Consider the following 26095-nt stretch of genomic DNA (forward strand, 5'->3'; position numbering starts at 1 on the left):
AATTATTTATAATGGAATACAGAAAAGTCAGTCATATTTTCTGACTGATTGATTGAATGTAAAAGGAGCTGTGTTTATGGAATGGCTGAAAAAAATAAGCGGGTTTGCGGGCCAAACCTTTGGCTTGTGGGTTATCGTCTTTGCCGGTTTAGGATTCGCCTGCCCTGATTTGTTTTCTTGGATCAGTTCTTATATGACGATTTTCCTTGGTATTATTATGTTTGGGATGGGGCTTACTCTTCAAGCAGACGATTTTAAAGAATTAATCAGAAAGCCTTGGCATGTCGTGATCGGAGTCGCTGCCCAGTTTACGATTATGCCGCTTACGGCTTTCTGTTTATCAATCGGGCTCCGCCTCCCCGCAGAAATCGCCGCGGGCGTCATTCTGGTCGGATGCTGTCCGGGCGGTACGGCATCAAACGTCATGACGTTTTTGGCGAAAGGCAATACGGCGCTTTCTGTTGCGGTCACCACGATCTCAACATTGCTTGCTCCTATTGTAACGCCGGCACTTATTATGCTGTTTGCGAAAGAGTGGCTCCCCGTTTCTTTCGGCTCACTGTTTGTTTCCATTATGCAAGCCGTGCTTTTGCCGATCGTCCTCGGGGTGATTGTGAAGCTGTTCTTCAAAAAACAGGTCGGACAAGCCGTGCACGCGCTTCCTCTTGTGTCGGTAATCGGCATCGTAGCGATTGTATCCTCTGTCGTCAGCGTAAATCGTGAGCATCTGCTTCAATCAGGACTGCTGATTGTGTCTGTCGTCATCTTACATAACGGAATCGGATATTTGTTAGGATTCCTGACTGCAAAGCTGTTCAAAATGGATTATGCTTCACAAAAAGCGATTGCGATCGAAGTCGGAATGCAAAACTCCGGACTGGGCGCAGCGCTTGCGACAGCGCATTTCTCCCCTTTGTCAGCCGTGCCGAGCGCAATTTTCAGCATATGGCACAATCTGTCGGGGTCTGTTCTTGCCACCTACTGGTCTAAGAAAAAAGAGAAAAACAGCGCCGAAGAAGAAGAAACGGCAAAGATTCCGTTTTCATAACTGAACAAGGATAGGCTGCTGCCGCTCCTATCCTTGTTTATTCTGCAGATCACGAAACAGACGCAAAAGCGCTTTTTTTACATCCCCCTGAAATAAACCTCCATGATAACAAATCAATTGGCGGATATCATAATCGAGCAGCCGCTGCACAGAACGGACCGCATCATCCATATGTAACGTATAGCCGGGATTAGCAAGGTTCAGCTTTCCGTCTTCAATGACGACCGCATCACCTGTGACCATAGTTTTTTCGGCAGGCAGATAAAGACTGATATGGCCGGGTGTATGACCCGGCGTGGCTACAACGCGAATGCCTCCGCACCAAGGCAGCAGCTCGCCGTCAGTAACTGTCCGGTGAACTGGAGCCGATTCGACTGATTGAAGCGAGCGGATGAACTGTTTTGCATAAGGCTTTGCATCCTCTGGCAATGAACAAAACGTTGATTCAGCCTGCTCAAGCCGTAAAGATTTTTTAGAGCCGTCAATATACGGCGCTTCACGCTCATGTACTGTCACGCTGACATCCGGATGTAAACGGTATAATGCAGCGAGTGAGCCGATATGGTCTATGTCGTGATGCGTTACAATGATTTTTGTCAATGAATGAAGCGACATTCCATGCCGGGCAGCAGCATGTTGAAGATGGTTTGTAAAACCGGGATATCCGCAGTCTATTAATATCGTGTCATGTTCGTCTTGCAGAAGAACCGGAGTGATAGAATGCAATTCTTCATTATATTCAAATTCGATCTCAAGCGGATAACAGCTTTTCATATAAATTCTCCCCTTCTCTCAATAAAAAAAGTACACTGCTTGTAAGGGCAGTGTACTTTTTGTCTGTCTCAAATTATCCTTCCAGCAACAGCTGTTCCGGATCTTCAAGCAGGTTTTTAATGGTGACAAGGAATCCGACCGCTTCTTTACCATCTACAATTCTGTGATCGTATGATAAAGCGATGTACATCATCGGACGGTTTTCAGAGCGCTCCGCATCAATCGCTACTGGGCGCAGCTGAATTTTGTGCATACCTAAGATCCCAACCTGAGGGCTGTTTAGGATCGGTGTTGACATAAGCGATCCGAATGTACCTCCGTTTGTGATCGTGAAGGAGCCTCCTTGCAGCTCACCTAATGTTAATTTATTGTTTCGCGCTTTCTTCGCAAGTTCGCCGATCTCTCTTTCAATGCCGGCAAACGTCAGGCGGTCAGCGTCACGCACGACTGGGACGACAAGCCCTTCTTCAGCCGCGACAGCGATACCGATGTCATAGAATTTTTTCACGATCAGCTCATCGCCTTGAATTTCAGCGTTAAGGAGCGGGAATTTTTTCAATGCAGCCACGACGGCTTTTGTAAAGAACGACATGAAACCGAGTTTTACATCGTTTTGCTCAAGGAATTGGTCTTTACGGCGTTTTCTTAGATTCATAACGGCCGTCATGTCAACTTCGTTAAATGTAGTCAGCATCGCAGAAGTCTGCTGCACTTCAACCAATCGTTTCGCTATCGTCTGTCTGCGGCGGGACATTTTTTGCACTTCGACAGGTTTGTCAAAGCTTTGCTGTGTTTTTTGAGCCTGCTGTTTCGGCTGTGCCGCAGGTTTTGAAGCCGGTTTTTCATAAGCTTCCACATCTTGTTTGCGCACGCGGCCGAGCGGGTCTCCCGTCGGAATTTGTGATAGATCTATTCCTTTTTCCCTTGCCAGCTTGCGTGCAGCCGGAGACGCTACCGTTCTGGATTTCGCTTCTGATTGTGCTTCCTGGCTGACTTCTTGTGCAGCAGGTTCAGCTTTTGCTTCCTCTTTCGTTTGTTCATTGGCTGGAGCACTTTCTGAAGGGGCGGGTGCAGAACTTTCGCCAGCGCCTTCTGTAATAGTACCGATAATTTCTCCTACTTGGACGGTATCACCCGAATCTTTCAATACCTCTTTTAGAACACCCGATTCTTCTGCTGTCAATTCAACATTTACTTTGTCCGTCTCCAGTTCAAGCAAGTACTCACCCTGTTCTACATAATCACCGGGCTGCTTTAACCATTGGGCTATCGTTCCTTCTGAGATTGATTCTGCTAATTCAGGTACCTTAATTTCCGCCATTTTTTCATTTCCCCCTTAGTTTTTGCGAGTCAAGCTATCAGATACAATGCGTTCCTGTTCTTTTTTGTGGACTGTCGGATCTCCTTCTGCGGGACTGGATCGTCTTCTTCGGCCGATGTATTGGACATTTACTCCTTTTGGCGCGATTTCCGTCAGATACGGGCTGATATAACTCCATGCCCCCATGTTCTGCGGCTCTTCCTGAACCCAAACGATCTCTTGCAGGTTCGGCAGTTTGGCGAAAAGCTCCTTCGTATCTTTTGCCGGGAACGGATACAGCTGTTCGATTCTGGCAATATGAAGCCAATCCTTATCGCCTTCCATTTTGTTGAAGTGATCGCTGATATCAATTGACACTTTTCCGCTTGATAATACGACGCGAGTCACTTTTTCGTAAGCATGGGAAAGACCGGACTGCTCATAGACAGGCTTGAATCGGCTTTCGCTCAGTTCCTGCACTTCAGATACCGTATTCGGGTTGCGCAGCAGGCTCTTCGGCGTCATGATCACAAGCGGGCGGATTTCCTCACGAAGCAGCATTTTCGCTTGTCTTCTTAAAATATGGAAATACTGAGCCGCACTTGTCAGGTTGGCCACCGTCCAGTTGTTTTCCGCCGCCAGCTGCAGGAACCGCTCGACGCGGCCGCTGGAGTGTTCAGGGCCCTGCCCTTCGTAACCGTGAGGCAGCAGCATGACCAGTCCTGATTTTTGTCCCCATTTTGCCCGTCCTGCAGATATGAATTGATCAAAATAGACTTGAGCCGCATTGGCAAAGTCCCCGTACTGCGCCTCCCACATCACAAGCGTTTCAGGCGAATACACGTTGTATCCATATTCAAAGCCGAGAACCGATCCTTCAGAGAGCGGGCTGTTATGCACCGTAAATGAAGCAGCGCAGTCGTCTAAGTGATGGAGGGCAACAAATTCTTCTCCTGTTTCGCTGTCATGCAGCACAAGGTTTCTTTGAGCGAACGTTCCGCGCTCTGAATCCTGTCCGGTCAGCCGGATCGGCGTGCCGTCTTTCAAAATGGAAGCAAACGCAAGCGATTCAGCCAATGACCATTCAACTTTACGGTCATCATCAAACGCTTTTGCACGTCTTTCCAGGATTCTTTTCAGCTTGCCGAACACGTTAAAAGATTCCGGCCAGTTGATAAGTTCGCCGTTCAGCTTGCGGAGAACATCAAAATCAATGGCTGTGTCAACGTCTGGAAAACCGTTGGACACCGGTTCCGGCAATTCAATTTCCCGTACGGCGTCTTCTTTTTTGGCGGGCACCTTTTTATAGGCGTCTTCAATTCGTTTTGTCACTGTCGTTTCGATGTTTTGCGCTTTTTCCTCGCTGATCTGTCCTTCACTTACGAGTTTTTCCGCAAAGATCCGCTTGACAGTCGGGTGTTTTCTGACGGCGTCATACAGCATCGGCTGTGTCGTTGACGGCTCATCCATTTCATTGTGGCCGTACCGTCTGTACCCGATTAAATCGATTAAGAAATCTTTATTGAACCGCTTCCGGTATTCAACCGCAAATTTAACGGCTGACAGGCATGCTTCCGGATCATCCGCGTTGACGTGAACGATCGGAATTTCATAGCCCTTCGCCAAATCACTGGCATATTTCGTGGATCGTGATTCATCGCTTTCAGTTGTAAAGCCGATCATATTATTGGCGATGATATGAATGGCCCCGCCGACCTGATAGCCTTTCAGAGAGCTTAAGTTCAGCGTCTCGGCGACAATGCCTTCTCCCGGAAACGCTGCGTCACCGTGAATTAAAATGGCGAGCGATTTTGTTTCGTCTTGAACCGGGTACCCCTTTTGCGTTCTTGTTTCCTGTGCCGCCCGCGTGCTTCCTTCAACAATCGGATTGATGAATTCCAAATGGCTCGGGTTATTTGCAAGCGTAATCCGCGCGCTTTTGGTTTCAGCATCCTGAAGCTGTCTGTCTGCACCGAGGTGGTATTTTACATCGCCCGTCCAGCCGTAGCTGATGCCGGTCGATCCTTCAGACGGCACAAGGTCTTTATTCGGCGCGTGCTGGAATTCTGAGAAAATAATCTCATACGGTTTGCCGAGCACATGCGCAAGCACATTTAAACGGCCTCTGTGCGCCATCCCGATATTGACATTGGTTGTGCCCGCTTTCACAGACTGGGCGATAATGTCGTCAAGGACCGGCACAAGCGCGTCTAATCCCTCAATTGAGAAACGCTTCTGACCGACGAATGTCCGGTGTAAAAATTGTTCAAATCCTTCTACTTCCGTCAGTCTTTCTAAAACGGCTGACAGTTTTTCCGGTGAATTTTTCCGGAACAGTTCTCCGGATTCGACCATTTTTGTAATCCATGCACGCTCTTCGAAATCATGCACATGGTCAAACTCGAAGGAGATGGTTCTTTTATAGGTATTGCGTAAATGCTGGATGGCTTCTAAGCCGTTTGTTATATTGGCAGGTGCGTCCTTACAGATGACAGACGCGGGTATTGCTTTCATTTCTTCTTCTGTAAGCCCGTACTCGGATAACGGAAAGAGCTCGCTCTTTTTCGGATCCTTTCTGAGCGGATTGACGGAAGCGTTCAGATGGCCATAGGTTCGAATATCTTCTGCAAGTTTAACTGCTGCTGCGATCTTTTGAATCAGATCTGCGGTGACGCGTCCCTGTTCCTTTGTTCCCGATGCCTCTTTTATTTGGCTTGGCGGAGCGCCGAGTTCGTCAAACATGTCTTTCAGATCCGGATCAATGCTGTCTGGATCTTCAGCATATTGGTCGTACAGCTCCAGTGCGTAGCCGAGGTTCGGTCCGTAAAAATCTTCCCAATTCATTCTTTGTTTCATATTATTTTGAAACATTTGAATATTACCCCCAACCTAGATAATCAAGTGATCAATTCACTATCTTGAAATAACTTTTGAACGCTGTGCCCAAAATTATGTAATAAAAACGCTTCCAAGGATATTTTACCACTGATTGCGTTTGGATTCTACCTTGATTGTTCACAAAATAGTAAAAAAAACAGATCAATACCGAAAAAATTAAATCATTTTAAAATAAAAAGCGAAAAAGCATAGGAAAAAGCCTATCCTATGCTTTTATGAAGCAGTTTTTTCAAGAGCGGATACAGCACATCGGGCAGCTGATCGACATCCGGAACAAAAATACTGTACTTTCCGTACATATCCTGAATGGTTTTCATCTGTGATTCCTCTATCGCAGTATTGGACAGAAAAACATTTATGACTTCTATCCCTTTTTTTCTCGCTTCGATGACAGCCTCGCTCGTATCGACGATGCCGTTTTGTTCGTATCCGAATGCTGCCGGCTCTCCGTCTGAAAACACGATTAAAAATTTTTGCAACTCACTCCGCCGCATCAGCTGTTTCGTCATTTGTCTGATGGCGTATCCGTCTCTGTTATCTTCTTCAGGCGCAAGCTGCATGATCAGCGGACCCGCCGCCTGCAGCAGCGACTCTTCAAACGGAATGACGGTATTGAAGAAATTCGGCTGGCTCGTTTCGGTCGCTTCGTTTGTATCCTCCCAAAATCCGACGATCTGGTGCGGTACGGACACTGATTTCAAGGCTTCATGAAAAAGAACGATCCCTCTTTTTGTTTCATCCATTTTGTCGAACATGCTGGCCGAACAATCGACAAGCAATGTAAAAACGGCGTCAATGTCTGAAGACGGGTCCTGCTTTTTAAAGAAAAGGCGCGGGTTCCGCTCCGTAAAATAGCGGATCAGTTTGCGATTCAGCCGGCCTGCGTGAAGGTCGGTCCGCGGGAGCGTTTTTTTGTGCTCAAGTGTTTTTTGTATCATCTGCTTCAGGCGTTTTTGATATGATTCTATCGTTTTTGCCTGTTCTTTATAAGACTGCTCCTCTTCAGGAGACGCTTTATGAGGCGTTTGATAAACCGGGAAGGCAAATTTGTTTTCTTTTCCGTCAGCCAGCCCCGCGCCCTCATGTTCATCCTGAATGGATTCAAGCGCTTCCAGTTTGGAGTAATCCTCTCTTTTCGTCTGACGTGCGGAACCTTGAACGGAGCCGAGCGCCTGGTCACCGTCATCGCCTTCTCTGGCCGCGTCTTTCCCAAGATCCGATTTCGCGCCGTGCTCAATATCAAATTGAAGGAAACTTTTTGCCGGCGCTTCGGTTTCCCGGTGCCACGTATTCATTTTCTCTTCAAAGATTTCTTCATCTCCGTCGGAAGACTCAGGGAGCGTGAGATCGTCACTTAACGAAGGCGCTTTTTTTACACTTTCGAATAAAGGCTCTTCAGCCGCTTTTTCGTAATCAAGTTCCGGCAGAAAAAAGTACGTGTTCAGCATATCTTTCTCAAGCACTTCATCAAGGCCTTCCATGAGGTCTTCCGTTATTCTTGCGATTTGTTCCGTAGAATCCGCCTCATACACCCGGATGAGCTGACGTTCAATATACGGTATCATCATATCAATATGTTCATGCATGGAAGGAATGCCTTCAAGCGGAGACTCAGCCGTCAGCTTGACAAACATCGCGCAATACAAAGCGTCGGTGAAAATGCTCCGTTCTAAATTCAATGTCAGCTGCGTCGTGAAATATTTCCTGTACATCTCCCTCCGCTTCTGAAAAACACGTTTCGTTCCCGGCCGTTCTTTTTTGGTCAGCTCTTCAATTCTGATATCCTCAAGCAGCATAAACAGCTGCTTGGCAAAGCTTTGGCGGGTGAAATGCCGGTGAACGTCATTTAAAAACCCCGCAAATTCCCGAAATGAGCTGCTGCGTGTTCCGACAGCGCGCAAATAGACATCGCTTTTCAGGCCGGCTTCCATATCCCCGGCTGATCGGTCTTTCCAAAAGTGGCTCATGTAAATTTTCTTTTCAAAGGGATTGTAGTAAGACTGCACGCCGTATTCCACTTCAACTTCACTGCTTCTGGTCAGTGTTTTGGCCAGGTCAGTCAGCATCATGAACAAAAACGAATCAATCGTGCTGTCGTTAAATTTGATAAACTTCATTGTATATCCCTCATTCGAACAGCGTTTCTGCAATATTTCTGACAGCGGCTTTTTCCCTGTCATCGTCAAGTTTTTCTACGATGCCTCTTTCAATCGCCCGTTTCGGCGGGATGTACGCAGCCAAGTCGCACGTATCAATGAGAGCCCTGATGGACGCCGCTTCTTCTGACACTTGTCCGTTATGCGCTTGTGCGATTAAATCAGAAGACAGCGTCATAAAACGCTCAATTAATTTCTCATCTTTTAAGACAGACTGAGAGGTCAGCACCTGTTTCAGGAGGCTTCCTTTAATATACGGAACATCAATGATGACAAAACGGTTTTTAAGGGCTTCGTTCAGCGGAACGGTGCCGACGTAGCCTTCATTAATCGCGGCGATAACACCGAATCCTTCGCTTGCCTTAATCACTTCTCCTGTAAAGGGATTTGTCATCATTTTTCTGTAATCTAGCACGCCGTTTAGAATCGGAAGGGTTTCAGGCTTTGCCATATTGATTTCGTCAATGTATAAAAAATGTCCCTTGTTCATTGCGGTTGTTACAGGTCCGGGAACGAATTCAATTGTCGCCTGTCCCTGTTCATTTTCAATCGTTTTATAGCCGACAAGCGCTTCTGCATCGAGGTCTACGGAGCAGTTGACGCTGTGCATCGGTTTATGAAAATAGTTCGAAAGCGTTTCCGCCAATTTTGTTTTCCCTGAACCCGTCGGTCCTTTTAATAAGATATTTTTTCCCATTGTCAAAGCAATGACGGCATCGAATACAATCGCTTTATCTTCGGCCTCATAGCCTGATGATCCGATTAAATCCCGGAATTCTTGGGAAACGGGATGATTTTGATAAGCCTGCAGTTTGTTTTGTATATCTTCCGGAAGTGATAGGTGCTGTAATTCTGAAGTCATAGGTGATGTTTCCTTTCCATTTGTATTCCATAACCGAGTATACTAAAAAAGCCCTTGTATACTCAATACAAAAGGGCTCATTCCCTGCGGGCGCTTTTTGTCAGGGGAGCGCAGGCGATTCTGGCTCCGGAATTTCCGCTCGGGTTTGTCAAATAATCGTCCGTATGTTCATGAATGACGAACGCGCTTCCGTCCCGGTCGAGCAGGCTGAGTCTGCTCCCTTCTTTTAATGAAGTTTGCGGCGCGTTCATAATGACATCCACTTTACCGTCAGCCCCCACTTCAAGATTGGGGAGATCCCCGGCGTGATGACCCATCGGATTGTTGAAGCCGTGTTCTTTGTTCAAAGGGTTGAACGGACCGCCGGCTGATTCGAAATCAGGTGCCTGACATGTCCCTTTTTCATAAATATGAAACCCGAGAGAAGTGCCGGGCGGCAGATGCCCCGCTGATATATGAATGTCTGACCCTTCATCATCAGATTCCCTCACTTCGATATATCCGATCGTTTTTCCGTTTTGATTGATGAGTCCGGCATGCTCACGGTATGCAGATGCTTCCAATGCGCGGCTTTCCCCATGTTTTTTGGGCGGAACAGGAGCGGGTCTCCCCCCGCAGCCGCAAAGCGTAATTGATGCGAGCATGAGAAAAAGCAAGAGACGATTCATGCTTCCTCCCCCTTATTTTTTTACCCATCAGTCTTGTCAAAACGTGAAAATGGTAAACAAAAAAAGCCCCGAAAGGCTTTTTTTAAAAATAACTGCGCGCTCCTAAATAAGCTTTTTTCCAATACGGATTGCTTAAGTTTGAAACTTCAACCCCGGAGGAGCTTGCGTGAATAAAATCTCCTCCGCCTAAATACATTCCCATATGAGAAGGGCCCGCTTTATATGTCGTAAAGAAGACAAAGTCGCCTGCTGACGGCTGGCTGATATGTTTCATCGTATTCCAATATCCGGCCGTGCTCAGACGGGAAACAGAGCTTACCTTATTTAAAAGGTAATAGATGTAACCGCTGCAATCGAAGCCCGCAGGCGTATTGCCTCCCCAGCGGTAAGGCACGCCGACATGTTTTTTCGCCTCGCCTATCATTCTGTCAATCTTTGACCCTGTCACCGGAGGTTCGGGAGTATTCGGCTTGTTTGGTTTTGCCGGTTTGTTATCCGGCTGCCGCACAGGATCTTCTGTTTTTCCCGTTCCGTTAATCACCAGAACTTGTCCGATTTGAAGCACATCAGTTGTCAATTTATTTTTTTCTCTGATGAGCTGAGCGGTGATGCCGAACCGATTAGCAATTTTCCAGAGGGAATCGCCTGCTTTTACTTTGTAAGTGGATGGCTTCTCAGAAGGATTTGAATGAGATGGCGGTGTTGTGCCGCTGTTTCCGTTATGTGAAGAACCTTTGATCTTTAACACTTGATTCGGATACAGCATGTCTGATGTTAATTGATTCAGCTTTTTCAGTTCGGCGATGGTGATGCCGGTTTGATTGGCGATTTTCCACAGCGAGTCACCCGGCTTCACAGTGTAAGTCCCTGATGCGCCTTTATCAGGCTTTGTCTGTCTGCCGCCTCCGTCCGTGCCGCCGGCAGACCCTTTAATTTTCAGTTTCTGGCCGGGATAGATGACATCTGAACTCAAACGGTTCAGGCTTCTCAGCTCAGAAACGCTCATTTTGTATTTTTTTGCGATCACCCATAACGAGTCTCCGTATGTAACTGTGTAGGCACCCGTGCTTCGTTTTCCCTTTTGCCCCGTTTTATGTGTGCCGCTGCCGTCGGGAATGTGCAGCCGCTGTCCTGGGTGGAGTATCGTTGATTTCAGTTTATTTTCCGCCTGCAGGGCTGAAATACTTGTATGATATTGCCGGGAAAGCTTCCAAAGAGAGTCGCCGCTTTTTACTTGAATGGTTTTTGCTTCAGCGGGATGCACGGCGAAGGTTGAAGTCATTACTGCAGATACAGCCAGTCCGGCTGCGATTTTTTTCTTCATATAACGAAAAACCTCCTATTTATCATTGCTGAAAGGGACGTTCCTTTTCTTTGGACGCCGCCTGTTATGCAGGATTCATTCAGAAGTCGACATTAATTCCGATTCATTTGGCCTTAGATCATCACCAATGCCACACATTTTACATAAATTGAGAACATTTCACAAAAGACTTTGGAATCATTTTCATAACATGGCTTTTTTCCGCGACATTCCACCTTTCTTGTCTGTTTTTCATACAATTCTCTTTACGGCGTGAAAAATCCTCCCGAAAAACAATCAAAAAAAGCCCGCTTCCTTTAAAGGAAGCGGGTGACGGCTGATTACAGAACCCGGGTCTCGGCAGTTTTCACGTCTTCTGCTATCAATTCCGCTGCACGCTGTGCTCCGCCGGCCGCTTTCAGGGATTCTCCGATTTCAGAAGCTTTTGTCTGATATTCAGGATTTTCGCTCAATTCTTTTATTGCTTCAGTGAGCAGTTCCGCTGTTACATCTTCTTTTTTAAACATTTTGCCCGCGCCCGTGTTTTCCACTTGGCTTCCGACGGCGAACTGATCTGCGCCCATCGGAATGACGATCATCGGGGTTTTGTAGTAAAGCCCTTCGCTCGTACTGTTCATCCCGCCGTGAGTGATAAATAAGTCTGCTCTCTTCAGGATCTCAAGCTGCGGAACATAAGGCTTGACAATGACATTCTCAGGAATTTCATCAAGCTCCGCCGGATCAAGATGTTTGCCGATTGACATGACGGCTTTTCCGTTAAAGTTTCTGACCGCTTTTAAGCATTTATTAAACAATTCCTTCTGATTGTTAAAAATCGTACCCATGGAAATAAACAGGACTTTTTCTCCTTCAAGCTGTTCAAACGGGAAATCTTGAGCCGCCGCCCTTTCGGTTATGGACGGACCGACAAAGAGATAAGAATCGCCAAACTCTTCTTCTTTCGGCTGAAACGCTCTTGAAGTAAATACGATGGTTTTTCTGCCGTCATTTGAGAAAATATCATACGGCGTTTTAATGTCTGCGCTGAATTCTTCATTGAGCCGGCTGACCGCTTCGGTATAAGCCGGATAATGAGATGATTCCTCTGATACAAGGTTTGTATTTGAAAACACTTCTTTAATAAATGCTTCATTCATTGCAAATGTCGTACAAAGTGAATATGCCGGCAGTTTCAGCTGGTTTCTCACGAGCCTTCCTGCCAGAAAATGATGATCATACAGGATGTAGTCGTAGGATTCATCTTTTACTTCCTCAAGAATACGGAGTGCGGCTTTTTTGGAAGTCTCAATCATTAATAGCAAAAACTCGGTAGCGTCCCGCTGTTCATCACCCGTTGCATTTTTTCCGAATTCATCTTTTCGGAAATCTTCATATTCACGGAATTCCGCTCCGCTTGACGCGATTTTGTTCTCATATTCCTTCACGCCGTAATATACGACATGTTCCCCTTTTGCCTTCAGTTCTTTTACGACGCCTAAAGACGGATTGATATGGCCTTCTCCCGGAAAGCCGATCATCAATACATTTGCCATCTTTCCACTCCCTATTCTTTTAAATTTTATGTATATTTAAACGATAACATCAATACAGAAAAAGGTAAAGATGTTCACCTTATTAATATTAAATGGGTACAATATTCCCATTTTCTTATTATTTCGTATGAAGCGCCCGCGGCGAAACAAGCGGATACAGTCCGCCGTCTTTAGCAAAGGACATTTTTCCCGTTTCTTCTGAAACAACGAGCACGAGTGCATCAGTCACGGCCGAAAGTCCCATCGCGGCCCTGTGGCGCGTCCCGTATTTGAGATCGACATGTTTTGTTGTGAGCGGGAGCACATTGGCTGCTGATACAACCCGGTTTTCTCTGACCAATACGGCTCCGTCATGAAGCGGATTGCCGGGATAAAAAATACTCTCAATTAAAGCTGCACTGATCTCGGCATGCAGGCTGGTCCCTTTTTGTATCATTCCGTCCAGCGGATCTGCACGTTCAATCACAATCAGCGCTCCGTGTTTTTCTTCCGCCAGATGCTGCACGGCCCTCGCCAGCTCTGTATAGGAAGGCGTAAAGTGTTCGATATATGACTGCAGGTAAAACGACGAAGCGACAGCCTGCATTTCCTGAAACGTATGTCCCAGTTCATCTAATTCGCAAAGAAGGCATTGGTCTTTTTCATCCAATGTCCGCAGTATCATTCCGGCATCCTCCGTAATTTGTTTCAAATACGTTTGAACGGCAGCGGTAAACGCGCTTTCCGTCATTTGAGTGTGGCGCATGTCACATCAGCTCCTTTCCCTTATTTTCTGCATCGCGCGCATGGATATGCGCCGCTGTGTGCACCATAATCATGAAAGGAGGCGCACATCATATGGAATTCGCACGGCTGATGCAATATATCTGCACCTTTTTAGGGGTCATTTCACTTTCATTCATTTATGCCAAGATGTTTAAAAAGCCGAAACCGGACAAAAAAGAGTAGGCCGGCTTTCATTGCTTTTTATACATAAAATGTTATAATTTCTCTCGTTAAAATAAAGAAACGGGGAACCTAACTTGAGAGAAACGAACTCGATCGGCCAAAAGGTCAGACAGCTGTTACATATCTTCATTCCGATTTTAATCACACAGGCGGGCCTTTCCCTGATCACCTTTTTGGATACGGTGATGTCAGGGAAAGTGAGCGCTGCCGATTTAGCCGGGGTTGCAATCGGTTCAAGCCTGTGGACGCCGGTTTATACGGGCCTTGCAGGAATATTAATGGCCGTTACGCCCGTTGTTTCGCAGCTGTTTGGAGCCGGCAGACAAAAGGAAGTGCCGTTTTCCGTCATCCAGGCCGTTTATGTAGCGGCCGTTCTCAGTGCGGCGGTTATCCTGATCGGCTTTTTCACCGTTGATATGATCTTGGGACATTTGGGCCTGGAACCTCGTGTCCGGACGATCGCAAAACACTTTTTAGGCTTTTTATCCCTCGGTATTTTTCCTTTGTTTGTGTACACCGTTTTGCGCTCGTTTATTGATGCACTCGGCAAAACGCGAGTCACTATGCTTATTACGCTTTGCTCATTGCCTATTAATTTTGTTTTAAATTATGTATTTATTTTCGGGAAATTCAACATGCCGGCATTGGGAGGAGTCGGGGCGGGGCTCGCTTCCGCCCTGACTTACTGGTGTATTTGCGCCATCAGCTTTTTTATCGTCTGCAGATTTGAGCCGTTTGCCGGGTACTCTGTATTTCGGAAACTGTACCGTTTTTCTCCGTCTGAATGCAGGAAGCTTTTGAAAATCGGATTGCCTATCGGTTTTGCGGTATTTTTTGAAACGAGCATTTTTGCGGCTGTCACACTGCTTATGAGCCATTTTCAGACGGTGACGATTGCAGCCCACCAAGCGGCAATGAATTTTGCTTCCCTCTTGTATATGCTGCCGCTCAGCGTATCCATGGCCATGACCATTTTAGTCGGATTTGAAGCAGGCGCAAAGCGCTACAGGGATGCCCGGTCATACAGCTATATCGGCATTGTGATGGCCCTTTGTTTTTCTTTATGCACGGCGGCTTTCATTTTGCTGTTCAGACCGCAAATCGCCGGAATGTATACATCAGATCCGGCGGTGCTCATGTTGACGCAGCACTTTTTAATCTATGCGCTGTTTTTCCAGCTTTCTGATGCCGTAGCAGCTCCGATACAAGGCGCTCTGAGAGGATATAAGGATGTCAATTATACACTCGGCGCGGCTTTTGTGTCGTATTGGATTATCGGGCTTCCGGTCGGTTACGCAGTCGGCACTTATACGGGCCTCGGGGCATACGGCTACTGGATCGGGTTAATTGCGGGACTTGCCGCAGGAGCTGTCGGTTTATTCTTCAGACTGATGAAGCTGCAAAAGCGTTATGTGAAAAAAATGACGATTTTATAAAGGAGGAGCAGCAATGCCAAAACATAAACTGCTGTACGATTATTTAACTGAACGGGCGGAGGACATCAGTCAGACATGGTTTGATACGCTTCATGAAACGGATCCTGATTCTGTTTATGCTTCTACTGACCCGGCTGTACTCACAAATCTGAAAAAACAAAATCTGGCGTTTAATTATCAACTCAATCGGATTTTTTCTGAAGAGAAGGAAGTATATACAGCGGCATTGGAAAAGTGGGCGTTTGAAGCCGCACGGGATAAAGAACATTTAAAAACTCCCATCCATTATATTATTCGCGAGTTTATCAGAGTTCGTGATTTGTATGTCGGCCATGTCAAGCAGTTTACCAGACTTCATGCCGACACCGTGACAGAAGAAGATGCCGAAGATATATTCCATACGCTGATTAAATCTTTTGATGTGGTCATTCATATTTTCATAGAAGAAATGTATAAAAACACAAACATTCAGCTTGAAGCGCAAAAAGAATTGATCACCGAGCTGAGCTCGCCGGTAATTGTGCTTTTTGACAATGTCGGACTGCTGCCGCTGATCGGGGATATTGACACGGCAAGAGCCAAAATGATTTTGGAGAATACGCTGCACCAGTGTTCAGAGAAGCGCATCACGCAGCTGTACATTGATTTATCGGGCGTAGCCATGATTGATACGATGGTTGCCCAACAGCTTTTCACCTTAATTGAATCACTCGGAATGCTCGGCGTGAAAGCGACATTATCCGGAATCCGTCCTGAAATCGCCCAAACCGCAGTGCAGCTGGGACTGAGTTTTTCAAATTTATCAATAAGGTCTTCGCTTGCAGAAGCGATCGCTTCCGATCTGACACAAAAAAAGGGATAAGGCATTTCAGCCTTATCCCTTTTTTTATCAGTCTTTCCACGGATATGTCCAATACACTTCTTCTTCAAACCATGTCTGAAGAACCGGCTCGTTATTTTTTATTTTTTCTTCCAGCTCTCTCAGCATGCCTTCCGTTTGGGTGCGGTGCGCTTTTAAGGCATTCATTTTAATATCGGCAACCTCTTTAATATCAAGAATAACATCAGGCTTGCCGACGGCTTCCTCCCTGTTGCGGGTGATTGCCATGCAAAGCGTGCGCGGGCGGTCCTCTTTTTTCTTTCTGTAAAGCGCTCTGATAACCGCTTCGCCGCATGCATCATGATCCGGATGGACGCCGTGCTCCGGATAGAATGTGACAATCAGACTCGGTTTTACATCGTCGATAATCTCTTCCATCATATCAGCGAGCCACTCGTCATCTTCAAATTCAAGTGTTTTATCACGAAGCCCGAGCATTCTCAGGTCAGTAACGTCCATTGCTTTGCATGCGTCGATCAGCTCTTGTTTTCTTAACAGCGGCAGTGTTTCACGGTTCGCGAAAAAAGGATCTCCCATGTTCCGGCCCATTTCGCCAAGCGTTGCGCATGCATACGTAACGGGAATATCTTTTTGTCTGTGTAAAGCAATCAGCCCTGCCACTCCGTATGATTCATCATCAGGGTGAGGCAGGATGACGAGTACATGTTCTTTCATGATTTTCACCCTTTTCTTTAAACTGTAAACGGCTTTTCGCTGATTTGAAGCGAAATCGCCAATTTTCCGCCCGGCAGATGCCCTGCCATTAACAAGCGGTTTTCGTCATCTACTGTATATTCAGTCAGACCTTCTGCGTAAATCCAGCCTTCTTCCGTTTTCAAACCGACGCGGTACGGGCCGTTTCCTTTGATTTTCGCCTGATGGTACGTCACTTTTGCATTGCGTATATAGGCTACAACCGTCATGTTTTTCTCATTCAGATGCGCTGAATAAGAACCGGTCGTTGTTTCCAAATGGATATATACAGGACGATCGGCATATCGCTCTAAAGAAGTTTGCACATCTTCTTTTATGATCGCTTTCATAGCTGCTCCCCTCTTTCTTCTTTTAAAAATTGCAAACGCTTCGTATGTAGTTCAACCAATTCATATTTCTCAATCGGCCGCAGCCGGGAATCTACAATTCGCTGCACCGCCAGAGCAAACTTTTCCTCGGGTGACTTCCGGAGCCTCGGATGTGTTCTTTGATCAAGCAGTTCAAGATCAATTGCCTTCTCCGCTTCTTCAAGAGTTGAAGCCGGGAGAGTGCGGTTATTCCACAGTGCCTGATAGGCTTTTGCTATGTCTTTATCAGTGCCCATTGTACAGCTCCTTTACATACTCGTAATGATTATACATAATTTAAGCTATCGCTGGAAAGCGAAAGGCTTAGCGGCTTTTTATCGGCCGCTTCCATTTTATCTGTGAAAAGGTAAACAAAAGCAATGCTGCCCATATACAAATGAAGGTAAACGCTTTTTGCCCGGAAAACGGTTCATGATACACAAATACGCCGAGCATAAGGGTAATGGTCGGCGCTATATATTGCAAAATGCCGACTTGATACAGCGGCAGACGCTTTGCCCCCTCTGCAAACAGCAACAGCGGCAGGGCCGTAAATACGCCTGCGAAAAATAGGAGCGCCCATGTTCCTGCCCCCAAGGACCCGGAAGTGCTCCCGTCAGCTGTATATCCTAAATAAATAAGTGCAGCCGGGGTAATCAAAAGCGTCTCCAGCGTCAGTCCGATCGTGCTGGACATGCGGGTTCTTTTTTTACATAAGCCGTACAGGCCGAAGCTGAATGCAAGCAGCAATGCGATATAAGGAACCGCGCCATATTGAAACGCAGATATGATCACGGCCGCCCCGGCAATAGAAACGGCTGCTGTTTGCATCTTGTTAAGCTTTTCTTTTAAGAATAGGATGCCCAAAAGAACGGAAACGAGCGGATTAATGTAGTACCCGAGACTTGCTTCAAGCAAAAAGCCGTGATTGACGGCCCATATGTACACAAACCAATTAACGGAAATTAAAACGGAAGCGAAAAAAAGCGCCAGCAGGCCCCCTTCCGATTTCAAAAGACGCAGTTCACGCCATCCGGTTTTCCACTTCTTAAGCACAGTTAAAAGCACACACATGAAAACAAATGACCATAAAATCCGGTGAGCTAAAATATCCAATGCGGGTATTTGTTCAAGAAGTTTCCAATAGACCGGAAACAGCCCCCACATGACGAAAGAACAAGCGGTATAAATGATTCCTTTTCTTGCGTTATTCCCTTGCACGGCCTTCCCCTTCCTTTCTGTAAACAGATTATATTATATCACGGGAAGCTTCCGGCGGGCATATACTATGTTGTCCGTTAAGAAAGGGTGAGATGCCGTGTTTGATTGGAACAGATATTTTCCCTTCCAAAATCAGTTCTCTAAAGAAACGTTTAAAAATGCTGATCCGAAAGATGTCGAGACATATGTCAACAGAGTGATGGAAAGCGTATTCGGCGCCGGTTATGCCGGACAGTTCCCTTTTCGCGACCCAATGTCCAAAAAGGCCGATCCGGTCGAAGCGGAACCGCCCAAGCCGGAAATTGACCTTTTTGAAACATCCGATCATGTTTTTGCGAAAATTCCCGCCGAACAAGAGGAACTCGACCGTATCAGGATTAAGCATACGTCACACAGCCTCGTTGTAGAGAACAGCAGTCTGGGAGAAGGAAAAAAAGAAATCGTCCTTCCGAGCCTCGTCAAACGGAAAGGAACAAAAGCAGTCTATAAAGACGGGATGATTGAAGTTATGTTTTCAAAACAGGAAGACTACAATCTATCGGAAGTGGAGATTTTAAGATAAAAAAACGGCCCGCGCGATGCAGGCCGTTTTTTCTTTAATAAAATGGCGGATAACCGCCGGCTCCCGGCCCGAAACCGCCGTATGGGACGCCTCCGTATCCGTAACCGGCGAACCCGTACGGATAGCGGGGTCTTGTGAAACCTGTGGCAATCACGCCTCCGAGAAGACCGCCTAAAAATCCGCCGAATAAAGGAGCGCCGAACAAAAAAGGACTTCTCGCCGGAAATCCGGCAGGACCGAAATTCCCGCGATACAATGCATGACGAGGGTACATGTTTTTCCTCCTTTATGTCTGCCTATTCTTAAGCGTATTCATAAAATGAGGAAATTGATTGGGCGATTGTAACAACATGTGCCTCTCTCTGATATTGCATTAATGCATAAACATTTTGGTTATAATTTGATTACATTTTGATTAACTGTTATACTTTTTTACAAGTTGCGACATGATATAAAACCATCAGGGGGAATAAAATATGCCATTACTTCGTTTTGACGTTATTGAAGGCCGGGATGACGCAGCATTAAAAAAATTACTGGATACCGCCCATTACGCCATGGTTAAAGCTTTTGACGTCCCTGTAACGGACCGTTATCAGATCGTTCACCAGCATCGGCCTCATGAGCTTATCATTGAAGATACCGGGCTCGGTTTCAAAAGAAGCAAAGATCTTGTCATCATCAGCATTGTCAGCAAAGCGCGCACCGAACATCAAAAAGAAACGTTATATCAACTGATGGCTGATCAGCTTAAAACAGAATGCGGCATATCACCCGAGGACATCATGATTTCCATTACAGAAAACGGGAACGCCGATTGGAGCTTCGGGCTTGGTGAGGCTCAGTTTTTAACCGGGAAACTGTAAAAGGCCTCCCCGCTTATTCTGAATGATTGCAAACTGAATAAAAGAGGGATGTATGTTGGTTAGTGAGTTGTACCCTTGTTTGATATGCGGATTTAAAGGATTAGAGACAAGTCCCGTTTATAACGGCGAATATCAAAAAACATTTGATATTTGCCCCTGCTGCGGGTTTGAATTCGGCTACAGCGAGGACCATGACATAAGCTTAGGGTTTATTGTAACGCCTGATCATTTAATTGAAGCGGCATTTCAGTTATACCGGAAACAGTGGATTGAGGGAGGAATGAAACTATTTTCTCCAAATGATGTCCCGGCGGAATGTAAAAATGATCATTTCCTTACATTCGATGCTTTATTAAAGCAATTAAAAGGCTTGAACCTCAATCTGAACAATTTTGATATTAATGGTTTTTATGAAGAGTAAACATGATCATTAAGAAAAGGCTGCCTTGGGCAGCCTTTGTTATTCATCACATGTGTCGTTGGCAGATCCCCCGGGCTCGCAAAAACTGTCTGCCCATTTTTGCATTTCCTGAAAAACGGCTTGCAGGGCCAAGCCTTTATCAGTCAGTTTATAAATGACTTTGACAGGTGTTTCAGGCAGCACCTGACGCTCGACGATTTCATTTTGTTCCAGCTCTTTGAGCCGCTCCGCGAGCATTTTTTGGCTGATTGTCGGTATCGTTTCGGTCATATCTTTAAATCGTTTCGGCCCGTCCATCAGTACATGGATAATGAGGCCGTTCCAGCGCTTTCCCAAAAGAGAAAAAGCGGATTCCATTTTAGGACACATTGTATATCCCACGTGAGTTCATCCCTTCATCTATGAATTGACAAGTTTTTTGTGATCCATTAAAATTAGTTTTCGAGTTACATTTAGTAAGCTTCTAACTTTTCTATTATGATAACACGTTTATCCGAAGGAGGAAACATGATGACATCCGTATTAGACGTTTTAAAGGAACGCGCATCTGTTAAAGAATACGATAAAGACGCGGTCATTACAAAAGAGGAATTAACAGAACTCCTTGAAATCACAACGCAAGCGCCTTCCGCCTGGAACCTTCAGCATTGGCATTTTCAAGTCTTTCACAGTGATGAAGCAAAAGCTGCCCTGCTTCCGGTTGCTTTTAATCAAAAACAGATTATTGATTCATCAGCAGTTATTGCCGTATTAGGCGATTTAAAAGCAAATGAAAATGGTGAAGACGTTTATGCTGAACTGGCTGAGCAAGGCAATATCACAGAAGAGATTAAACAAACGCTTTTAGGCCAGATTAACGGTGCATACCAAAATGATCAGTTTGCCCGTGATTCAGCATTTTTAAACGCTTCTTTAGCAGCGATGCAACTGATGCTTGCCGCTAAAGCAAAAGGCTACGACACTTGCGCGATCGGCGGATTCAATAAAGAACAATTCGTTAAGGAATTCGACGTGAGCGAGCGTTTCGTGCCCGTCATGCTGATTTCAATCGGTAAAGCCGTTAAGCCGGCGCATAAAAGCAACCGGCTGCCTGTATCTAAAGTGTCAACTTGGCTGTAAGATGAAAGAAACCCTTAGTCCGCTTAAGCAGACTAAGGGTTTTTTATAGGAATCGCTCACTGTACCAGGTTCGTGCCTGCTCTGCTTCCTGCTGTGTGAGCTGATGACCGCCCTCCTGCCAAACAAGCGAAACGGATGCATGGGCATCTGTCAGATACTGATAAAGCTCCTCCGATTCTTCTTTTGTACATAGAGGATCGCGTTTTCCCGCACCGATAAACACAGGCATCCCTTCCATATCAGGCAGCTTCACTCCGCGTATCGGCACCATCGGATGATGCAGAACCGCTCCTTTCAGTACATCTTTATAATGAAACAAAAGACTTGCTGCAATATTGGCGCCGTTTGAATAGCCGGCAGCAATCACGTTTTCTCTGCTGAATCCGTACATTTGCGCCGCTTCATCAATAAAATTCTTTAATTCTTCCGTCCGTTCAATTAAATCTTTCTCGTCAAATACGCCTTCTTTCAGCCGCTTAAAAAAACGGGGCATGCCGTTTTCCGACACTGATCCTCTGACCCCGAGCAGACTTGCGTTCGGATCGATAAAACGTCCGAGCGACAGAAGATCATGTTCATTTCCTCCCGTTCCGTGCAAAAGCAGCAGAACATTTTCTGACGTTCCCTGTTCAAACACATGTTTCATCATCATTCTCCTTTCTCCATTTTGGGCAGAACAGCTGTAATCTGGCTGCGATGCTCTTCCAGCCATTCCGGAAGCTTCAGCTCTGTTCCGAGATTTTCAAAGGATTCATCCGTCATAAACCCCGGTTCATCGGTTGCCATTTCAAATAAAATGCCGCCGCTTTCCCTGAAATAGATTGATGTAAAGTAAGACCTGTCAAGAATGTCAGATGAAGCAAGATGAGAATCAGCAAGAATATCCTTCCATTCCGCCTGCTCTTTTTCGCTAGTGCGGAAAGCGACATGATGAACCGTCCCGTAACCGCCGATACCTGCTTCTTTCGGCGCGAGATCAACATCTATAATATGTCCGATCCGCGCCTCCGATTGCAGCCTGACAATCTGATGTTCTTCTCCTGTCTTTGAATAACCGAAGCGTTCTATGAGAAATTGAATGGTTGCTTCAGGACGGTACGAGTACAGAAGAACACCTCTCATGCCTGTGATCGCTTCTTTTTCAGTAATGCCCGCAGGAGTCCATTCACTCTGTCCGCTTCTTTCATCTTCCATTATGGCAAGCGGCAGGTCTTCTGTATCATTAAAGAGAAGCACTTGTTCAGACAGCATGATCTGTTCTTTTACAGACAAGCCGTTTTCTTCAAGCCGGCGCTTCCAAAACGCGAGTGCTCCTTTCGGCACGGAGAAATAAATTCTTCCGGCCTGCCCTTTTCCCACGGTTCCCGGGCGGCTTCCCTGAAAAGGAAAAAATGTAATGATCGTACCCGGCTCTCCGTTTTGGTTGCCGAAATAAAAGTGATAAGTGGCCGGGTCGTCAAAATTAACGGTTTTTTTAACGAGCCGCAAACCCAGCACTTCAGTATAAAACCGAAGATTTTCAGCAGGATCTTTTGCAAATGCGGTAACATGGTGCAATCCCTGTGTATTCAATGTATTCACTCCTAAATATCTTGATTTCGAGATATTAACTATTCTAATTTAATATGAATGAAGATGCAACTAAAGTGTTTCAGTTAAAAAAGTAATAGAATTCTTTTTTTTCTGAAAAATATCTTGTGATCTTATCTGACACCTGCTATGATAAGGAGCATTATCAAGTTTCAGGAGGAAAGTAAATGGTCAGAAAAGCACTAATTTTCGTTCTCATCTTAATCCCTTTCAGCCAGCTGGCCCTGCTGTCAGTCGCTAATCGGGTTCATCCGATCATTATCGGGCTGCCTTTTTTTCATTTCTGGCTGCTTTTATGGATCGCAGTCACTCCATTATGTTCGTTTCTTATTTATAGGCTGCAGAAGAAACAAGGAGGACTGGACTGATGCCCGCAAATATAACAGCATTGATCATTACAGCCGTCATCGTTTTAACCGTTGTCTGTATCGGCTTTATAGCCGGGAGAGACAAATCATCACGCACTTCTGTTGAGGAATGGTCTGTCGGCGGCAGACGGTTCGGGGGGCTCCTCGTCTGGTTTTTAGTCGGCGCGGATCTCTATACGGCTTATACGTTTTTAGGCTTAACAAGCACAGCCTACACAGGGGGAAGCGTTGCTTTTTTTGCAATCCCGTATTCTGTTTTGGCGTATTTTATCGCTTATTTCTTTCTGCCAAAGTTGTGGAAAGTGGCAAAAATACACAAATTAACGACGCTTGCCGATTATGCCCGTGAGCGTTTTGACAGTAAACTTTTGGCCAGTCTTGTCGCCATTGTCGGCGTTCTTATGCTCATTCCTTATATTTGTCTCCAGCTGAGCGGAATTCAAGATACGCTTCAGGTGGCCGGAACGGGTGTCATTAATGTCAATATGGTCGTCATCATCTCTTTTATTCTTGTAGCGCTTTATACTTTTTTCAGCGGAATTAAAGGGCCGACGTTTACGGCGATTATTAAAGACATTCTCGTGTGGGTGATTATGCTGTTTATGGTCGTGTCACTCCCGCTGATCCATTTTCACGGCTGGACGCCGATGATTCACACTTTGGCTGAAAAAGCGCCGCAAATGCTGACGATTCCGGACTCGGGGCCGAAAGGAATTCCTTGGTTTATCACAGCTTCCATCGTATCTGCGCTGGCGCTCTTTATGTGGGCGCATGCGGCAACCGGCGTATTTACGGCAAAAAGCGCAGATGCCGTCCGCAAAAACAGCATGTTTCTGCCGCTTTATAATATTGTTTTGATTCTTGTTATTTTTCTCGGCTTTATCGCGTTTCTTGTCCTGCCGGAAGATACCAATCCGCGGCTTGCTTTATTGAAGCTGATTCAAACGTCTTACGGCGGAGTCGCACAGGGCTTTGCTTACTCCACGATTGCCCTTGCGTCATTGATTCCCTGCTCTATCATGGCCATCGGAGCATCAAACTTATTTGCGAATAACTTATATCGGGATTTGATTCACCCGAATGTGTCACCAAGCAAACTGACGATGATCACCCGTTCAATGGTATTTGTCGTCATCGGGCTCGCGCTTTTATTCGGTATGCTGTTCCCGACTGCGCTCGTTACCCTTCAGCTTCTCGGTGTTTCCGGCATGGTTCAGATCTTTCCGGCTATCGCCGTCAGTCTGTTTTGGAAGAATCAAACGAAAGAAGCGACAATTATCGGTCTTCTCGTCGGTCTTATCGTGACATTCACGGTAAATATCACCCAATCCGCCCACGGTATATATGAAGGGTTTTGGGGTTTGACCGCTAACATGGCAGCCGTTATTATCCTTAACCCGTTTTTTGTAAAAAAAGCGGCTTCAAACGCCGTCAAAGACGGTTTATTCAATAAAGCGCCTTCTGATAAACTGAACCAAAAAGGCGCTTAACAGAAAGAAGCCGGCACGTAAATGTGCCGGTTTTTTACTTTTTTCGCTTCCATTTGTAGGTAGCCACGGTTTTAGCCGGGATGACGGCTTCAAACTGCCGATTTTCTGAAACGACATGGAATTTTTGTTCTGAAGATGTCTGGTTGATTACGACTGTCACAATGGATTGATCAGGATTAAGGAACGATACATTCGAGACTGTGTTTTTGGAGCCGTAATTACTTTCTATCCGCTTTGCTCCCCGGTCGATAAATTTTGAAAAGTTGCCTGTCATATGAAAGATCGGGATATTCCAATAGCGGTCAGGGTTTTTAGCATCCTGAATAAACAGCGTCGGGTCTGGGGTGCCTATCCAATGATGCGTCTTGATTTGACTGTCGAGCATCGTCACCCACGCATTGTAGCTCGACGCGCCATTGCGGAAATACTGCGCGATCCGGTCCGCCCCTGCCGTCCCCCAGACAGACCGCTCCGTTAAGTGAATAGATTTATCAGGATATCTCTTTCCGATTTCCGACATGACGGAAAGGTCACCGTCATAATCGTGAAAAGCGATGCCGTCTGCCGCCCGGTTTCCTTTTTTATCATCTAAAATCGGCGGAATATAGTTCCACGCCCCGCTCGCATTGTGATCATAAATCCAAATTTTCGTGTCAATTACGTGTTGTTTCATTTCTTTTTTTAAGGCCAGTGCCAGTTTACGCTGCTGAGACGGCGGCATATACATGCTCGGATAGTCGATTTCCAGCAAAGGTTCATTTTGAAGGGTCAGCGCATAAATCGGAATTCCTTGCTTTTCGTACGCCTCAATAAATTTGCGGAAGTAAACGGCCAGTGTGCCGATATATTTATCTTTCAGCTTTCCCCGCTTGAGGTTTTCATTCGTTTTCATCCAAGCCGGCGGGCTCCACGGTGAGGCAATGATTTTTAGTTCCGGATTTATCGCCAGCGCTTCCTTGATGGTTGCTGTAATGTGTAAATCAATATCCTTTTGGATCGAGAAATGACGGAGCTTAGGATCTGTTTGGCCTTCAGGCATATCGTCATACGTATAAAATTCCTGTGCTGTAAAATCAGATGTCCCGATCGTTATGCGCATAACGTCCATTCCGATACCATCTTTGGGATCAACGAGTTTTTTCAGCACTTCTTTTCTTTTTGCGGGTGTCATTTTTGATAAATTATGGATTGTGGATTCTTCCAGGGACGATCCTACGCCTAACACACTTTGATAGCGGCGCGACGGATCAATATACACAGCGGCGGAGTCAGAAGCCTTCTTTTTTGTCAATGTAAGCGGTGTTTGTTCGTCTAAGGCGTATTTCACTTCTAGCGGCCCGTCATACCACGTACGGGAAGCCGGATCTTTTTCAGAACTGAACCACACCCTTACTTTGTTTTTGTCTGAAGCCTTCCGATCAGCTGCATACACTTCGGTTTCCATGCTGCTTGATATGAAAAAGAAAAACATAAGAAAAACCAGCGTTATGTGCAGACCTTTTTTAAAAAACATGAACCACCATCCCTTTCCTTATTTTTATAAGCGATTCTAATTGAATAGCCGGACAGTC

27 protein-coding genes are annotated in these 26095 nt (G+C 45.8%); 9 read left to right on the top strand and 18 right to left on the bottom strand.

All coding sequences use genetic code 11. The features are described from left to right. The first annotated feature begins 76 nt into the window (after positions 1-76). The gene (locus BR62_RS0105080) at positions 77-1048 is read left to right on the top strand and encodes a bile acid:sodium symporter family transporter (protein WP_032866238.1); all 972 of its coding nucleotides are present in this window, start codon (positions 77-79) and stop codon (positions 1046-1048) included. Between the two features lie 27 nt (positions 1049-1075). Here the strand turns inward: BR62_RS0105080 and BR62_RS0105085 are convergent, their stop codons facing one another. The 9 genes from BR62_RS0105085 to cdaS form a co-directional block, all read right to left on the bottom strand. Continuing rightward, the gene (locus BR62_RS0105085; RefSeq protein WP_007407973.1) at positions 1076-1822 is read right to left on the bottom strand and encodes an MBL fold metallo-hydrolase; all 747 of its coding nucleotides are present in this window, start codon (positions 1820-1822) and stop codon (positions 1076-1078) included. A 73-nt stretch (positions 1823-1895) separates the two neighbouring features. Continuing rightward, positions 1896-3143 carry a 2-oxoglutarate dehydrogenase complex dihydrolipoyllysine-residue succinyltransferase gene (gene odhB / locus BR62_RS0105090; protein WP_003153764.1) on the bottom strand — a complete coding sequence of 416 codons (1248 nt, stop codon included), beginning with the start codon at positions 3141-3143 and terminating at the stop codon, positions 1896-1898. Between the two features lie 15 nt (positions 3144-3158). Further along, the gene (gene sucA, locus BR62_RS0105095) at positions 3159-5993 is read right to left on the bottom strand and encodes a 2-oxoglutarate dehydrogenase E1 component (protein WP_032866239.1); all 2835 of its coding nucleotides are present in this window, start codon (positions 5991-5993) and stop codon (positions 3159-3161) included. A 227-nt stretch (positions 5994-6220) separates the two neighbouring features. Continuing rightward, positions 6221-8137 carry a vWA domain-containing protein gene (locus BR62_RS0105100; RefSeq protein WP_032869966.1) on the bottom strand — a complete coding sequence of 639 codons (1917 nt, stop codon included), beginning with the start codon at positions 8135-8137 and terminating at the stop codon, positions 6221-6223. A 10-nt stretch (positions 8138-8147) separates the two neighbouring features. Continuing rightward, positions 8148-9038, bottom strand: coding sequence for an AAA family ATPase (locus BR62_RS0105105; protein ID WP_032869968.1), 891 nt, complete (start codon positions 9036-9038; stop codon positions 8148-8150). Between the two features lie 77 nt (positions 9039-9115). Next, entirely contained in the window at positions 9116-9706 is a 591-nt protein-coding gene (locus tag BR62_RS0105110; protein ID WP_007407968.1) for a superoxide dismutase family protein, read from the bottom strand. Between the two features lie 82 nt (positions 9707-9788). Further along, positions 9789-11030 (bottom strand): C40 family peptidase, encoded by a 1242-nt coding sequence (locus tag BR62_RS0105115; protein ID WP_032869970.1) that lies wholly within the window; start codon positions 11028-11030, stop codon positions 9789-9791. A gap of 320 nt (positions 11031-11350) precedes the next feature. Then, the gene (locus tag BR62_RS0105120) at positions 11351-12562 is read right to left on the bottom strand and encodes a macrolide family glycosyltransferase (protein ID WP_007407965.1); all 1212 of its coding nucleotides are present in this window, start codon (positions 12560-12562) and stop codon (positions 11351-11353) included. 118 nt (positions 12563-12680) lie between these two features. Next, positions 12681-13307, bottom strand: a complete 627-nt coding sequence (gene cdaS / locus BR62_RS0105125; protein ID WP_007407964.1) for a sporulation-specific diadenylate cyclase CdaS — start codon at positions 13305-13307, stop codon at positions 12681-12683. Between the two features lie 277 nt (positions 13308-13584). Here cdaS and BR62_RS0105130 point away from each other — a divergent pair, with 277 nt between their 5' ends. Both BR62_RS0105130 and BR62_RS0105135 read left to right on the top strand, forming a co-directional pair. Continuing rightward, positions 13585-14946 (top strand): MATE family efflux transporter, encoded by a 1362-nt coding sequence (locus BR62_RS0105130; RefSeq protein ID WP_032869972.1) that lies wholly within the window; start codon positions 13585-13587, stop codon positions 14944-14946. A gap of 13 nt (positions 14947-14959) precedes the next feature. Further along, positions 14960-15808, top strand: coding sequence for an STAS domain-containing protein (locus BR62_RS0105135; protein WP_020955939.1), 849 nt, complete (start codon positions 14960-14962; stop codon positions 15806-15808). 27 nt (positions 15809-15835) lie between these two features. On the opposite strand, the gene bshB2 is transcribed toward BR62_RS0105135, so the two are convergent. The 4 genes from bshB2 to rarD form a co-directional block, all read right to left on the bottom strand. Beyond that, positions 15836-16501: a bacillithiol biosynthesis deacetylase BshB2 gene (gene bshB2, locus BR62_RS0105140; protein WP_007407961.1), complete on the bottom strand. Its 666-nt coding sequence runs from the start codon at positions 16499-16501 to the stop codon at positions 15836-15838. Positions 16502-16518: 17 nt separating this feature from the next. Continuing rightward, positions 16519-16869 carry a YojF family protein gene (locus BR62_RS0105145; RefSeq protein ID WP_007407960.1) on the bottom strand — a complete coding sequence of 117 codons (351 nt, stop codon included), beginning with the start codon at positions 16867-16869 and terminating at the stop codon, positions 16519-16521. After that, a complete protein-coding gene (locus BR62_RS0105150) occupies positions 16866-17144 on the bottom strand; it encodes a hypothetical protein (protein ID WP_003153742.1) in 279 nt (92 codons plus the stop codon). Before BR62_RS0105150 ends, BR62_RS0105145 begins: the two co-directional genes overlap by 4 nt. Positions 17145-17211: 67 nt before the next feature. Continuing rightward, a complete protein-coding gene (gene rarD / locus BR62_RS0105155; protein ID WP_007407959.1) occupies positions 17212-18108 on the bottom strand; it encodes an EamA family transporter RarD in 897 nt (298 codons plus the stop codon). Positions 18109-18205: 97 nt separating this feature from the next. On the opposite strand from rarD, the gene BR62_RS0105160 reads away from it, so the two are divergent. Continuing rightward, positions 18206-18670: a hypothetical protein gene (locus BR62_RS0105160; RefSeq protein WP_003153738.1), complete on the top strand. Its 465-nt coding sequence runs from the start codon at positions 18206-18208 to the stop codon at positions 18668-18670. Positions 18671-18704: 34 nt separating this feature from the next. Here BR62_RS0105160 and BR62_RS0105165 read toward each other — a convergent pair whose 3' ends face one another. Continuing rightward, complete coding sequence (locus BR62_RS0105165) at positions 18705-18944, bottom strand: hypothetical protein (RefSeq protein ID WP_003153736.1); 240 nt, start codon at positions 18942-18944, stop codon at positions 18705-18707. Positions 18945-19146: 202 nt separating this feature from the next. Here BR62_RS0105165 and BR62_RS0105170 point away from each other — a divergent pair, with 202 nt between their 5' ends. Beyond that, positions 19147-19536, top strand: coding sequence for a tautomerase family protein (locus tag BR62_RS0105170; RefSeq protein WP_015240015.1), 390 nt, complete (start codon positions 19147-19149; stop codon positions 19534-19536). 52 nt (positions 19537-19588) lie between these two features. Then, positions 19589-19957, top strand: a complete 369-nt coding sequence (locus tag BR62_RS0105175) for a hypothetical protein (RefSeq protein ID WP_032869973.1) — start codon at positions 19589-19591, stop codon at positions 19955-19957. 39 nt (positions 19958-19996) lie between these two features. Here the strand turns inward: BR62_RS0105175 and BR62_RS0105180 are convergent, their stop codons facing one another. Then, positions 19997-20338 (bottom strand): transcriptional regulator YodB, encoded by a 342-nt coding sequence (locus BR62_RS0105180; protein WP_012117759.1) that lies wholly within the window; start codon positions 20336-20338, stop codon positions 19997-19999. 129 nt (positions 20339-20467) lie between these two features. On the opposite strand from BR62_RS0105180, the gene BR62_RS0105185 reads away from it, so the two are divergent. Beyond that, the gene (locus BR62_RS0105185; RefSeq protein ID WP_003153727.1) at positions 20468-21076 is read left to right on the top strand and encodes a nitroreductase family protein; all 609 of its coding nucleotides are present in this window, start codon (positions 20468-20470) and stop codon (positions 21074-21076) included. Between the two features lie 43 nt (positions 21077-21119). On the opposite strand, the gene BR62_RS0105190 is transcribed toward BR62_RS0105185, so the two are convergent. Next, positions 21120-21722 (bottom strand): alpha/beta hydrolase, encoded by a 603-nt coding sequence (locus tag BR62_RS0105190; protein ID WP_023356960.1) that lies wholly within the window; start codon positions 21720-21722, stop codon positions 21120-21122. A 2-nt stretch (positions 21723-21724) separates the two neighbouring features. Continuing rightward, positions 21725-22648: a ring-cleaving dioxygenase gene (locus BR62_RS0105195; RefSeq protein WP_025284865.1), complete on the bottom strand. Its 924-nt coding sequence runs from the start codon at positions 22646-22648 to the stop codon at positions 21725-21727. A gap of 185 nt (positions 22649-22833) precedes the next feature. Here BR62_RS0105195 and BR62_RS0105200 point away from each other — a divergent pair, with 185 nt between their 5' ends. Both BR62_RS0105200 and BR62_RS0105205 read left to right on the top strand, forming a co-directional pair. Beyond that, a complete protein-coding gene (locus tag BR62_RS0105200) occupies positions 22834-23034 on the top strand; it encodes a DUF3311 domain-containing protein (protein WP_003153716.1) in 201 nt (66 codons plus the stop codon). After that, positions 23034-24524 carry a sodium:solute symporter family protein gene (locus BR62_RS0105205; RefSeq protein ID WP_007407953.1) on the top strand — a complete coding sequence of 497 codons (1491 nt, stop codon included), beginning with the start codon at positions 23034-23036 and terminating at the stop codon, positions 24522-24524. Before BR62_RS0105200 ends, BR62_RS0105205 begins: the two co-directional genes overlap by 1 nt. A gap of 34 nt (positions 24525-24558) precedes the next feature. On the opposite strand, the gene BR62_RS0105210 is transcribed toward BR62_RS0105205, so the two are convergent. After that, positions 24559-26037, bottom strand: a complete 1479-nt coding sequence (locus BR62_RS0105210) for a glycoside hydrolase family 30 protein (protein ID WP_032869976.1) — start codon at positions 26035-26037, stop codon at positions 24559-24561. Positions 26038-26095 lie beyond the last annotated feature (58 nt).

The organism is Bacillus sp. UNC69MF (genome assembly GCF_000746035.1).
Classification (GTDB): Bacteria; Bacillota; Bacilli; order Bacillales; family Bacillaceae; genus Bacillus; species Bacillus velezensis.